Origin of the sequence: Pseudomonas azadiae (assembly GCF_019145355.1) — a bacterium.
Lineage (GTDB): Bacteria > Pseudomonadota > Gammaproteobacteria > Pseudomonadales > Pseudomonadaceae > Aquipseudomonas > Aquipseudomonas azadiae.
Genome location: NZ_JAHSTY010000001.1, coordinates 800256 through 813329 on the forward strand (window position 1 = coordinate 800256; position 13074 = coordinate 813329).

General features: G+C 62.2%; 11 protein-coding genes. 8 read left to right on the plus strand and 3 right to left on the minus strand.

Features of this window, described 5'->3' with window-relative positions; translation table 11 throughout:
• The first annotated feature begins 2 nt into the window (after positions 1 to 2).
• The 6 genes from KVG91_RS03570 to KVG91_RS03595 all read left to right on the plus strand — a co-directional run bounded on the left by KVG91_RS03570 (position 3) and on the right by KVG91_RS03595 (position 7288).
• On the plus strand, positions 3 to 1544 hold the full coding sequence (locus KVG91_RS03570; RefSeq protein ID WP_169374953.1) for a UxaA family hydrolase: 1542 nt from the start codon (positions 3 to 5) through the stop codon (positions 1542 to 1544).
• Positions 1545 to 1579: 35 nt separating this feature from the next.
• Entirely contained in the window at positions 1580 to 3061 is a 1482-nt protein-coding gene (locus KVG91_RS03575) for an NAD-dependent succinate-semialdehyde dehydrogenase (protein WP_169374952.1), read from the plus strand.
• A gap of 35 nt (positions 3062 to 3096) precedes the next feature.
• Entirely contained in the window at positions 3097 to 3897 is an 801-nt protein-coding gene (hpaI, locus tag KVG91_RS03580; RefSeq protein WP_169374951.1) for a 4-hydroxy-2-oxoheptanedioate aldolase, read from the plus strand.
• A gap of 142 nt (positions 3898 to 4039) precedes the next feature.
• The gene (locus KVG91_RS03585; RefSeq protein ID WP_169374950.1) at positions 4040 to 5032 is read left to right on the plus strand and encodes an AraC family transcriptional regulator; all 993 of its coding nucleotides are present in this window, start codon (positions 4040 to 4042) and stop codon (positions 5030 to 5032) included.
• Between the two features lie 133 nt (positions 5033 to 5165).
• Positions 5166 to 6200 carry a histone deacetylase family protein gene (locus KVG91_RS03590; protein ID WP_169374949.1) on the plus strand — a complete coding sequence of 345 codons (1035 nt, stop codon included), beginning with the start codon at positions 5166 to 5168 and terminating at the stop codon, positions 6198 to 6200.
• Positions 6197 to 7288 carry a polyamine ABC transporter substrate-binding protein gene (locus KVG91_RS03595; RefSeq protein WP_169374948.1) on the plus strand — a complete coding sequence of 364 codons (1092 nt, stop codon included), beginning with the start codon at positions 6197 to 6199 and terminating at the stop codon, positions 7286 to 7288. Before KVG91_RS03590 ends, KVG91_RS03595 begins: the two co-directional genes overlap by 4 nt.
• A 210-nt stretch (positions 7289 to 7498) precedes the next feature.
• Here the strand turns inward: KVG91_RS03595 and KVG91_RS03600 are convergent, their stop codons facing one another.
• Positions 7499 to 8959, minus strand: a complete 1461-nt coding sequence (locus KVG91_RS03600) for an MFS transporter (protein ID WP_169374947.1) — start codon at positions 8957 to 8959, stop codon at positions 7499 to 7501.
• A 349-nt stretch (positions 8960 to 9308) separates the two neighbouring features.
• Between KVG91_RS03600 and KVG91_RS03605 the strand changes: the two genes are divergently transcribed.
• Positions 9309 to 11075 carry a S8/S53 family peptidase gene (locus KVG91_RS03605; RefSeq protein ID WP_169374946.1) on the plus strand — a complete coding sequence of 589 codons (1767 nt, stop codon included), beginning with the start codon at positions 9309 to 9311 and terminating at the stop codon, positions 11073 to 11075.
• A 72-nt stretch (positions 11076 to 11147) separates the two neighbouring features.
• Here the strand turns inward: KVG91_RS03605 and KVG91_RS03610 are convergent, their stop codons facing one another.
• Positions 11148 to 11774, minus strand: coding sequence for a glutathione S-transferase family protein (locus KVG91_RS03610; protein ID WP_169374945.1), 627 nt, complete (start codon positions 11772 to 11774; stop codon positions 11148 to 11150).
• Positions 11775 to 11840: 66 nt separating this feature from the next.
• Complete coding sequence (locus KVG91_RS03615; protein ID WP_169374944.1) at positions 11841 to 12464, minus strand: TetR/AcrR family transcriptional regulator; 624 nt, start codon at positions 12462 to 12464, stop codon at positions 11841 to 11843.
• A gap of 135 nt (positions 12465 to 12599) precedes the next feature.
• Between KVG91_RS03615 and KVG91_RS03620 the strand changes: the two genes are divergently transcribed.
• A complete protein-coding gene (locus tag KVG91_RS03620; RefSeq protein WP_169374943.1) occupies positions 12600 to 13040 on the plus strand; it encodes a hotdog fold domain-containing protein in 441 nt (146 codons plus the stop codon).
• Positions 13041 to 13074 lie beyond the last annotated feature (34 nt).

The window sequence follows — 13074 nt, forward strand, 5'->3', positions numbered from 1 at the left end:
TTATGACGACTACCGCGACCCATGCCCCTCACAGACTGATACGTCTGCATGCCAATGACAACGTCCTCGTCGCTCGCCAGTTGATCGGCCTGGGAGACGAGCTGCCCGAACTGGGCGTCCGCATCCGGGCGCAAGTGCCGGCCGGGCACAAGATCGCGGCGCAGGACATCATGGCGGGTGAACCGGTGCGTAAGTACGACACGATCATCGGTGTCGCTTCGCGCAATATTCTCAAGGGCGAGCACGTTCACTCCCACAACATCGCACTCATCGATTTCAACCGGGAGCCGGGCTTCTGTGAGGACGTGCGCCCTGTGGACTACGTAGCACCCGATAAACGCGCGACCTTCATGGGTATCGTGCGAGCAGACGGCCGTGTTGCCACGCGCAACTTCATCGGACTGCTGTCGTCGGTGAACTGCTCGTCGACCGTGATCAAGAAAATCGCCGAGCATTTCACGCCCGAGCGGCTCGCCGCCTACCCGAACGTCGACGGCGTCGTCGCATTCGCCCAGACGAGCGGATGCGGCATGTCCTCTCCCAGTCATCATTTCGACGTCCTGCAGCGCACCATCGCGGGGTATGCGCGCCATCCCAATCTGGCGGCTGTACTGATCGTCGGACTGGGTTGCGAGCGAAACCAGGTGGCCAGCCTCGTCGAGGCTCAGCAACTGGTGCCTGATAGTAATCTGCGCACATTTGTGATGCAGGATACCGGCGGCACGCGTGCAACCATCGCTCAAGGCATCGCGGCGATCGAAGCGATGCTGCCCGAAGCCAACGCTATCAAGCGTGTCCCGGTCAGTGCGGCGCACCTGAAGATCGGACTGGAATGCGGCGGCTCCGATGGCTTTTCAGGCATCACCGCCAACCCGGCATTGGGGGCTGCGATGGATATTCTGGTGCGTCATGGCGGCACGGCCATTCTGTCCGAGACACCCGAAATCCACGGTGTGGAGTTCATGCTGACGCGACGTGCGATCAGTCCCGAGGTGGGTCAGAAGCTGCTGGACCGCCTGGCCTGGTGGGAGGAATACACGCGGGGTCAGAATGGGCAATTCAATGGCGTCGTTGGGCCTGGTAATCAGGCGGGCGGGCTGGCCAATATCTTCGAAAAATCGCTGGGGTCTGCCATGAAAGGCGGCACAACACCGTTGCAGGCGGTGTACGAGTACGCCGAGCCGATTGACAAGGCCGGCCTCGTGTTCATGGATTCACCCGGCTACGACCCTGTTGCCGCAACCGGTCAAATCGCCAGCGGTGCCAACCTCATTTGCTTCACCACCGGCCGAGGCTCGATGTTTGGGAGCAAGCCGGCGCCAACGATCAAACTCGCCAGCAACACCGCGATGTTCACCCGCCTGGAAGAAGACATGGACATCAATTGCGGCCTTATTCTGGACGGTGAGCTGTCGGTTGAGCAGATGGGTCAACGCATCTTTGAGCACATTCTGGAGGCTGCTTCAGGTGCCTCGACCAAGAGCGAATTGTTGGGGCTTGGGGATCACGAATTCGTGCCCTGGCACCTGGGCATCGTCAGCTGATCCAGCCCGTCCACATACATTTAAGGAACCTCGACATGAGCTTGAAACTGACCCGCACCGACCTGATTAGAACGCAGAATTTCATCGGTGGCCGTTGGACCAACAGAGATCCGGGGGCGCTTCTGGCTGTCACCAACCCGGCCGACGACAGCTATCTCGCCCAAGTGCCCGACAGCAACGCCATTGACGCCCGTGAAGCTGTCGATGCCGCGCATTCGGCCTTTGCAGCCTGGCGCGCCACTCCTGCCAAACAGCGCGCGCAACTGATCAAACGCTGGAACGATCTGATTCTTGAGCATCAGGAGGATCTGGGCAGACTCATCTCGCTGGAGCAGGGAAAACCCCTGGCTGAGGGACGAGGTGAAGTGGTCTACGCCGCCAGCTATGTCGAGTGGTTTGCCGAGGAAGCGACGCGCTCGTATGGCGATGTGATCCCGGCGCCGGTCGCGGGTCGACGCATGATGGCAATCAAGGAACCCGTGGGTGTGGTCGCGGCGATAACGCCCTGGAATTTTCCGGCGGCGATGATTGCCCGCAAGATCGCACCCGCACTGGCAGCCGGTTGCACGGTTGTCTGCAAGCCCGCCGAAGACACGCCACTGACGTCCCTTGCGCTTGTACGCCTGGCTGAGGAAGCAGGCTTTCCGGCAGGCATACTGAACATTGTTACCGCTTCGCGCGAGCGTACACCCGAAGTGGTCGACGCTTGGCTGGCTGATTCACGGGTGCGCAAAATCACCTTCACAGGGTCGACGCCAGTGGGCAAACACCTGGCCCGAATGTCAGCCGACACCTTGAAAAAGTGCTCGCTCGAACTGGGCGGTAATGCTCCCTTCATTGTTTTTGACGATGCGGACCTGGATGCAGCCGTGGACGGCCTGATGGTGTCCAAATTTCGTAACGGCGGTCAGACCTGCGTGTGCCCCAATCGGATCTATGTGCAGAGCGCTGTTCACGACCAATTCGTTAAAAAACTGGTGGCAAGAGTCAGCGCGCTGAAGGTTGGACCAGCCTCCCACGGCGAATCTCAGATTGGTCCGATGATCAACGCGCGCGCTATCGACAAGATCGCCCGCCATGTGGATGACGCTGTTTCAAAAGGTGCAGAAATCGCCACCGGCGGTCGACGTATCCGTGACGATGTGGCCGACGGTCCGAACTACTACGCGCCGACCGTATTAATCAATGCGACCGCGCACATGGAACTCTGCAATGAAGAGACATTCGGGCCCGTGGCCCCCATTTTCCGCTTCACAACTGAAGCGCAAGTGATCGAACTGGCCAACGACACGCCGTTCGGGTTGGCAGCCTATTTTTACACCCAAGACGTTAAACGCGTCTGGCGCGTAGCCGAGGCCCTGGAATCGGGCATCGTGGGCATCAACGAAGGTGCTCTCGCCGCAGAGGCTGCCCCGTTTGGGGGAGTCAAAGAGTCGGGGTATGGCCGCGAGGGTTCACGCTACGGCCTGGAGGACTACATGCATATCAAATACCTGTGTCAGGGCGGCCTGAACTAGTTCCGACAACGACAACGAGGGGAGTACAGACAATCATGGCAAATCCATTCAAGACCGCGCTTTCGCGCGGCGACAAGGTCATCGGCCTCTGGCTTTCACTGGCCAATGCCTACAGCGCCGAAATTTGCGCCACAGCAGGCTTCCAGTGGCTGCTGATCGACGGTGAACACGCGCCAAACGATGTGCGCAGCACACTGGCACAGTTGCAGGCTGTTGCGCCTTACCCGACCCACCCCGTGGCCCGCACGGTTGATGGCAATCCGGCAATGATCAAACAGATGCTCGACATTGGCGTTCAAACGTTGCTGGTGCCCATGGTCGATACCGCCGAGCAAGCCATTGCTCTAGCCGCCGCGACCCGATACCCACCGCAAGGGACAAGAGGCGTTGGTGCTGCGGCAGCGCGTGCTTCGCGTTGGGGCGCTCATGCAAACTACCTGGAGACAGCCAATGACGACGTCTGCTTATTGGTGCAGGTGGAATCCAGGGTTGCACTCGAGAATCTTGAAGCCATCTGCGCCGTCGACGGCGTGCAGGGTATTTTCATCGGACCGGCTGATCTAGCCGCATCAATGGGGCATCGCGGGCATCCTGAGCACCCTGAAGTGCAGCAAGCGATAGAGAACGCCATACGCACCATTGCTGCCAGTGGCAAGGCCGCCGGAACGCTGACAGGCGATGCCAGGCTCGCCCGGCACTATCTCGAACTGGGCGCCAGCTTTGTCGCCGTGGGGCTGGATCTCACCTTGCTGGCACGGGCGACGCGCGGATTGGCAAACGACTTCGGTCTTGGCGCCTTATCGGCATCCACCGCCAGCAGTGCCTCGCCCTACTGACTGCTCATGGATAGCGATGCTTTATCTGGAAGCATCGCCAAAATCCGCAGTCTTTAAAAACGCGACAACGCCCGTAATGCTGCTGTAGGGCTTCGGCACATAACTTGCTGCACCTCCCGCCACCCCCAGGCTGGAAGCCCCTATGTTGCACTCGCACCTCACCACCCTCAATGCGGTCTCGCTGGTACTCAGCACGTTCGAGGCGCAAGGCTGGCCCGCCGCGACGCTGTTGGCCGGCAGCGGTATCTGCGCGGCGGACTTGAGCCGTGCCGATACGCGCATCGCCACGCATCAGGAGATGCAAGTGTGCGCCAACGCCGTGGCGCTGCAGCGCGATATCGGCCTGAGCGTGGGCCGGCGAATGCATGTTTCGTCCTACGGCATGCTCGGCTATGCCCTGCTCACCAGTGCCACTTTCGGTGACGCTTTGCGCCTGGCCCTGCGCTATCCGGCGCTGCTGGGAACACTGTTCGAACTGAGCCTTAAGGAGGACGGCGAACAGGTCTGGTTTACCGCCGGCGACTACCGCGAAAACCCGGCGCTCACCGCGTTCAATGTGGAGCTGTGCCTGGCGTCGTTGAAGGTGATCTGCGACGACTTGCTCGGCCACCCGCTGCCGTTGCTGGGCGCTCGGTTTGAGTACGATGCGCCGGATTATCGCGCGCGTTACGCCGAGTGTTTCGACTGCCCGTTACAGTTCCAGGCCACGACCAACGGGTTTGCCTTTGATAAACGGTGGCTCAAGCAAGCGTTGCCGCTGGCCGACGCGGTAACCCACCAGGCCATAACCGAGCGCTGTCGCAAACAGAACACCGAATTTACTGGGCGCGAGGCCTGGCTGGGGCGAATCCGCCAGCTGCTGGCCGGGCAACTGCACGCCGCGCCAGGGCTGGACGGGCTGGCCGTTCAAATGAACTGCTCGGCGCGCACCCTGCGTCGACATTTGCATGAGCTGGGCTGCAGCTACCAGGAACTGCTCGACGAGCTTCGTTTCGAACGCGCCAAGCAATTGCTGGCCGAAGACCACTGGCCAATCCACCGAATCGCCGAGGCCCTGGGTTTCAGCGAGACCGCAAGCTTCAGGCACGCCTTTGTGCGCTGGAGTGGCGTCGCGCCGAGCCGATATCGCGGGTAACGCCCCATAAAGGGTCGAATTACGGACAAACACGTTGGCCAGATTTATCCCCTTTTGGCCGCTCCCGACGTTCTCAAACACCGCGCTCACCGCAAGACTGCATGCACCGATACAGCCTGCGGAGAACAACAACATGCTGACGATCTACTCCGATGATCATCACCTGCACCACGGCCGCTGCGAACTGATGGACGGGCAACTGATGCCCTGCTTTGAAATGCCCTCGCGTGCCGACCATGTGCTGCAACGGGTCAAGGACCGTCAACTGGGCCCGGTGCAGGCACCGCAGGACTTTGGCTTGGCACCGCTGCAACGCATCCACAGTCGCGACTATCTGGAATTTTTCCAGGGAGCCTGGGCGCGCTGGACCGAGTTCGGCCAGGACGGCGACCTGCTGCCCTACACCTGGCCCGCGCGTACGTTGCGACCCGTATTGCCCACCAGTCTGCACGGCCAATTGGGCTACTACAGCTTCGACGGTGGCGCACCGATTACCGCCGGCACCTGGCAAGCGGCCTACAGCGCGGCGCAGGTTGCCCTCACCGCCCAGGCCGCTATCCAGCAAGGCGCTCGCAGCGCCTTCGCCCTGTGCCGCCCGCCGGGGCATCATGCCGCCAACGACTTGATGGGCGGTTATTGCTACCTCAATAATGCCGCCATCGCCGCTCAGGCTTTCCTCGACCAGGGCTACAACAAGGTCGCGATCCTGGATGTGGATTACCACCATGGCAACGGCACCCAGTCGATTTTTTATGCCCGCAATGACGTGCTGTTCACCTCGATCCACGGCCACCCGGAGGCGGAGTTTCCGTTTTTCCTGGGGTATGCGGACGAGCTGGGGGAAGGCGCCGGGGCAGGCTTCAACTTCAACTATCCGCTGGCGGCCGGCACCGGTTGGGAAGCCTGGAGTGCGGCGCTTGAACAAGCCTGTGCAGAGATCGAGCGCTATGGCGCCGACATCGTTGTGGTCTCCCTGGGCGTGGATACGTTCAAGCACGACCCGATTTCGCAATTCAAGCTCGACAGCCCGGACTACCTGGCCATGGGCGCCCGCATCGCCGGCCTGGGCAAGCCCACGCTGTTCGTGATGGAAGGCGGCTACGCGGTGGAAGAAATCGGCATCAACGCCGTCAACGTTCTCGAAGGTTATGAAGGGGCAGCCCAATGAACATGCTCAAGTCACTCGTGCTCTGCGGGGCCGTTGCCAGTGGCATGGCCCACGCCGAGGAGAAAACCCTCAAGGTCTATAACTGGTTCGACTACATCACGCCCAAGGCGCTGGAGGACTTCAAGGCGCAGAACCCTGCGATCAAGCTGGTGTACGACATCTTCGATACCAACGAAGCGCTTGAAGCCAAGCTGCTCACCGGCAACGCCGGCTACGACGTGGTGGTGCCGTCCAACGTATTCCTGGCCAAGCAAATTGAAGCCGGGGTGTTCCAACCCCTGGACCGCAGCCAGTTGCCGAACTGGAACCACCTTGACCCCAAGCTGATGAAGCTGATCGAAGCCAACGACCCCGGCAATAAATTCGCCGTGCCCTACATGTACGGCACCATCCTGATCGGTTTCAACCCGGACAAGGTCAAGGCGGCGCTGGGGGCTGACGCGCCGGTCGACAGCTGGGACCTGATCTTCAAGGAAGAGAACATCAGCAAGCTCAAACAGTGCGGCGTGGCCTTGCTCGATTCGCCCTCGGAAATCCTGCCCCTGGCGTTGCAACACCTGGGCCTGGACCCCAACAGCAGCAACCCCAAGGACTACGTCAAGGCCGAGGCGCTGTTGATGAAAATCCGCCCTTACATCACCTACTTCCACTCATCCAAGTACATGGCCGATATCGCCAACGGCGACATTTGCGTGGCCGTCGGTTACTCCGGCAGCTTTTCCCAGGCTGCCAACCGCGCCAAGGAAGCCAAGAACGGCGTCACCGTCGACATGCGCCTGCCCAAGGAAGGCGCGCCGATCTGGTTCGACATGCTCGCCATCCCCAAGGGGGCCGGCAACCCGCAGGACGCCTACACCTTTATCAACTACCTGCTGCAGCCGCAGGTGATCGCGCCGATCAGCGATTTTGTCGGTTACCCCAACCCCAACAAGGACGCCACCGAGCAGGTTGACCCATCGATTCGCAACAACCCCAACCTGTACCCCACCGAGGCAGCCATGGCCACGCTCTATACCCTCAAGCCCCTGGGCCGTGATGCCGAACGCGCGCGCACGCGGGCCTGGACGAAGATCAAGTCGGGCAGATAAGTACCGCCGGGGCTCGACAGCTTGTAGTGAGCGGGCTTGCCCCGCGCTGGGTGGCGAAGCCGCCCCAAACCAGGCGACGCGGTTTTAATCTGGCATTCGGTGGTGTCTTTATTGGGGCTGCTACGCAGCCCAGCGCGGGGCAAGCCCGCTCACTACAAGGTTGCGTTGATACGGCTGGGTCAGTGGAGCACTGAGGACCCTGCCGCACGCTCAATCCCCTGCCTGCGACAACGGCCTGGCCACGCTCTCCAGCGCCTGGCGCTCCGCCGCAACGCCCCAGATCGCTTGCACCAGCGCCGCGCCGCACATCAGCGCTGCCCCGAACAGGTACCCGATCAACAGACTCCCGCGCTGCTGCGTCTGGATCAACTGCCCAAACAATGTCGGCCCGATGATCCCGCCCAGCCCGGTGCCGAACGCGTAGAACACCGCAATGGCCAGCGCGCGGATTTCCAGCGGGAACGTCTCGGCCACGGTCAGGTACGCCGAGCTGGCCGCCGCCGAGGCGAAAAAGAAGATAACCATCCACGCCACCGCCTGCTGGGTCACATCGAACCAGCCTTGCTGGAAGGCGTAACCGCTCAACGCCAGCAACACGCCGGAGATCGCGTAGGTGGAGCTGATCATGATGCGGCGGCCGATCACATCGAATAGCCGTCCCAACAGCAGCGGGCCGCAGAAGTTGCCGAGGGCCAGCGGCAGGACGTACCAGCCGACTTTCTCGGCGGGCACTTGGTAGAAGTCGGTGAGCACCAAGGCGTAGGTGAAGAAGATGGCGTTGTAGAAGAACGCCTGGGCGGTGAGCAGGGTCATGCCCACGAGGGCGCGGCGGCGGAAGCTGACGAACAGGGTATGGAAGATTTCGCGCAACGGCGTGTGGTCGCGGGCATGCAGGCGCAAGGGAGGGCTGCTGACGGCGGGCAGGTCATGGCCCTGTACGCGCAGGCCGGTTTCGATGCCTTCGACGATGCGGCGCGCTTCGTCGTGCCGGCCGTGGATCAGCAGCCAGCGCGGGCTTTCCGGCAGCCATAGGCGCATGATCAGGATGATCAGGCCCAGCGCCGCACCGATGCCGAAGCACAGGCGCCAGCCGAGGTCGCCGCCGACCACGTGCGGGTCGAGCAGCACAATGGCACCGCCGGCGCCGAGCGCCGCACCGAGCCAGAACGTGCCGTTGATGGTCAGGTCGACCCAGCCGCGATAACGCGCGGGGGTGAACTCCTGGATGGTCGAGTTGATCGCGGTGTATTCGCCGCCGATGCCCATGCCGGTGAGGAAGCGGAACAGCAGGAAAGTTTCCAGATTGAAGGAAAACGCGGTGGCCGCCGTGGCGCCGATGTAGAGCCACAAGGTGATGAAGAACAACTTGCGCCGGCCCAGGCGGTCGGTGAGCCAGCCAAACAGCAAGGCACCGAGTACGGCGCCGGCAATGTACACACCGCCGGCCAGGCCGATGTCGAAGTTACTCATCTGCAGGCCTGGGCTGTCTTTCAGCGCGCCGGACACCGAACCGGCCAGGGTCACCTCCAGACCGTCGAGCAGCCAGGTAATGCCCAAAGCAAATACCAGCAGCGTATGAAATCGGCCCCAAGGCAGCCGGTCCAAGCGCGCAGGCAGGTCGGTTTCGAAGACCGCGCCGGGCGTTTGGGTGTGAAGCTGCTGATTGATCATCGCGGCGTCCTCGTCCTATGAAGCGCGTTATGAGTTAGGAGTGGGCGCCGGGAACGGAGTTCAACTACTGAGTGTGTGGGAGCTGTCGAGCTTTAGCGCGGCAGCGAAAGCGGTGGGTCAGGCGAAGAAAATGCCAGCAGTGCCGCCGCCTTCGCAGCCTCGCTGGGGCTCGACAGCTCCCACAGTTGAGCTGCGCTGCTGTAGAGATCGTGTTCGCGGGCACAACCGAGATCCAGCCGACACCGCGAATCCCTGTGGGAGCTGTTGGTTGCGATGGCATTCCCATCCTCTGAACGAAGCGCCTGTTCTCGCAGTCCGAACACCATCACCCCGGCCAAGAGCCTGCACCATGCCCCTACGCCCCGCTGTCCTCGCAACCTTCTTCACCCTGGCCGCCAGCACCAGCGCGGTCGCCCAGGAGCCCTTGCGCCTGGAAAATCTGAAACGCTGCGGCGACCTGTTGGAAAACCGCCTGCAGGACTGGTGCCTGAAGGTTGGCGGGTTGGGCGCTGCAACGCCGCAACTGAAACTGGCCGGCAAGGCGCTGCCGCCGGACGCGCTGCAACGCGACGGCAATCAGTTGCGCCTGCGCCTGGACAGCACGCTGCACCCAAGCGGCCCGCTCTGGCTCGAAGACGGCGCCCGCCGCAGCAACGCGGCCTGGCTGACCCTGCGCAACAGCCATGTCGTCGCCGCTAAGCCGAGCGAAGTGGCGAAGAACATGGACGGCCTGACCACCTACGTCGACCTGGTCAGCGTGCTGATCGAAGAGGACCACGATGGTCGCCAGGAAGCCGAGCGCCTGGCCCACAAATACGGGGCCACGGTGGTCGGCAGTATCGCACCGTTGAACCTGTTTCAACTGCGCCTGCCGGCCAAGGATCTGGTTGAGCGTGATGCGCTGGTGCTGCGCCTGGGCAGTGAAACCAGCGTGGATGCGGTGGTGATTGAAGAGTCGGCCGCCGAAGAATCCGAGCAAGCCGCGCCCCGCCCGGAGGCGCCGAGCAAACCCGCGGCGGATTCTGACGAATGGGCGGCCAACCGCTTTCTCGATGCAGTGACCTACTACCAGCGCCGGCTTCCCGGGCGGCACACACCGATTGTGCCGCAGCCGGTGCGGGTGGGCGTGATCGAGCGCGGTGTGGATTTCGACACGGCGGATTTTGCTGATTACCTGGGCAGCTGTGCGCCCCAGCGCACCTGTGTCTACGCACGGGATACGCGGGAGCCTGACGGGCATGGCACTACCGTGGCCGGGATCCTGGCGGCAAAGTGGGACGATGGCGGCAACACCGGTTTCCTGCGTGGGCTGGATAAGGCCAGCGGTGGTTTCGATGTGATTGTCGACCGCAATTCCGACGCCGGCATCACGGCCAATATCGCGGCATCGGTCAACCTGGTGGAGGACGGTGTGCGGGTGCTCAATTGGAGCTGGGGGATCCATCGCGTCGGCGCCAAGGACGTCTACGGCGATGAGGTGGATTCACTGCTGCGCTCGGGTATCGCCATGAGCGGGTATGAGGAGTTGCTGGAGGAGTTTTTCCTGTGGCTGCGCAAGGAGCATCCGGACGTGATCGTGGTGAACTCAGCAGGCAACGGCTCGGCGTTTTCCGGCACGGATGACTATCGCCTGCCCTCCTCCTTTATCACCGAGCAATTGCTGGTGGTTGGCGGGCACCAGCGCAGTGAACGCGAAGGGGTCGCCGTTGATGAGCCGGCCTATGCAGTCACCCGCAGTTCTTCGAACGTGGACATGCGCGTGGACATCACGGCTGCGGCCTGCGCGCACGCGTCTACGGCAAAGGCGGGTGAGGAAGGCGCGGTGCATTGCGGCACGTCCTACGCCACGCCGATGGTGGCGGGGTTGCTGGCAGCGATGCTGTCGATCAACCCGCAGCTTCAGCCCGAGCAATTGCGCATGTTGCTGCGCCGCAGTGCCATGAGTATCGGCGACAACAATGACTTCGAACGCAGCGACGCGCAGGACCTGACCGCGCCGATTCTGCCGTCGGAGCGCAATTACCAGCTCAACGACAAGGACGTAGGCCGTTCGGCGCGGCTGGACATGCAGAAGGCGTTGGACCTGGCGGTGCAGAGCCGCACGCGCGTGCGATGAGGCGGGCCTCAGCCATGCATTGGCAAGGCCACCCGAACACCAGCAGTGCCGCCGCCTTCGCGGCAGCCCCGGTCATTTGGCAAACGCATACTCCCCGCCCTGCTCCACCGCCTTGCGATACGCAGGCCGTGCCTGGAACCTTTGCACCCACGCCGCCAGGTTCGGATAAGCCTGCAACTTGCCTTGGGCCCCGGCCACTTCGCCGATAAAGCTCATCTGGATATCCGCACCGCTCAACTCATCGCCGAGCAGGTACGGCGTCTGCCCCAGCACGTCGTTGAGGTAACCCAAATAATTGGCCACTTCCGACTCGATACGCGGGTGCAGCGGCGCACCTGCATCACCGAGGCGGCCGACATAAAGATTGAGCATCAACGGCAGCATGGCCGAGCCTTCGGCGAAGTGCAGCCACTGCACGTACGTATCGTAGGCCGCGCTGGCCGGATCCGGTTGCAGGCGGCCCTGGCCGTGCCGGCGGATCAGGTAGTCGATGATGGCGGCGGATTCGATCAGCACTTGGCCGCCGTCTTCGATCACCGGGGATTTGCCCAGCGGGTGAATGGCCTTGAGCTCAGGCGGCGCAAGGTTGGTTTTGGGGTCGCGCTGGTAGCGCTTGATCTCGTAGGGCAGGCCAAGTTCTTCGAGCAGCCACAGGATGCGCTGCGAGCGTGAGTTGTTGAGGTGGTGGACGATGATCATGGCTTGCTCCGGGAAAGGGGGTCCTGGAAGAGACTACGCCAGCGCCCGGGAGTGCCGATATTAAATTTATGCAGACGTCTGGCTGATCGAGGCCCATGCCGCCTGCGCCAGCAACGGCGCGTACTCGTTCGGGCTTTTCTTGACCCGGCCAGACAACCATGCCCGGGCGTAGCTCTCCGCCGCGCCGATGATCAGCGACAGCAAAAGCTCGGCGGGAACATGACTGAACGCCGCTCGGCGCCCTTCGTCGCTCATCCACTCGGTCAATTGCCGATTGCGCTGTTTATTGCGGCTGAGCAACTCGTCCTTGAACGGGCCATTGGCCACGGCGAAACGGCTCTGGAACACAAACCGCGCCCATTCGGGTTGCGCGTCGACCCACTCCACGTAACTGCGCACCAGGGCTTCCACGCCCGCCTGGGCAGTCTGCGCCTGCTGCAAGTAGCGCTCTCGCAGGGCGGCCTGGTCCTCCAGCGCGGCAAAGAACAGCGCGGCGACAATGCCTTCCTTGTTGCCGAAATGGTGGTAGATAGCGCCCACGCTGGTCTCGCACCGCGCGCGGATGGTTTCGATATTGGTGGCTTCGATCCCCACTTCGTTAAAGCAGGCCAGGGCCTCGCGCAGGATGCTGCGCTTGAGGTCGCTGCGCCGGCCCGGGAAGGAACGCTCGATCAGATCAGGTGCGTGCATGAAGTGGCTCGCCAAATGGACGCAGTCTAAAGCCACGGCAGCCCGTAGAGAAGACATGGCTTGACACCCCCGGAATATACGGAATATTGTTCCGCTACAGAATATTATTCTGTTAACCCATTATGAGGATATTCCATGAGTCAGGCTCTCAGCATGTTCAATAGCGTCGGTGCGTCTGCGTTCAGCAACCTGGCGTGCCAGATGGCGCCCTACTTCAGTACCATCAGCCCCACCATCACCGAGTTGCGCCCCGGGCACGCCGTGGTCGAAGTGCCGTTTCGCAAGGAAATCACCAACCACCTGGCCTCCGTGCACGCCATCGCCTTGTGCAACGCGGCCGAGCTTGCGGGCGGGATGATGACCGACGCCTCCATCCCCGCAGGCGCCAAATGGATCCCCAAGGGCATGACCGTGGAGTACCTGGCCAAGGCCAAGTCGAACATCCGCGCCGTGGCGGATGGCAGTGGCATTGATTGGGAAACCGCCGGGGACAAGATCGTGCCGGTAGCTATCTTCGATGAAGGCGAAGTGAAGGTGTTCACCGCGAAGATCACCATGAATGTGAAAACCGCCTGAGCCTGATCGGCAGGCGCGAGCCCCGCCGAGCCTT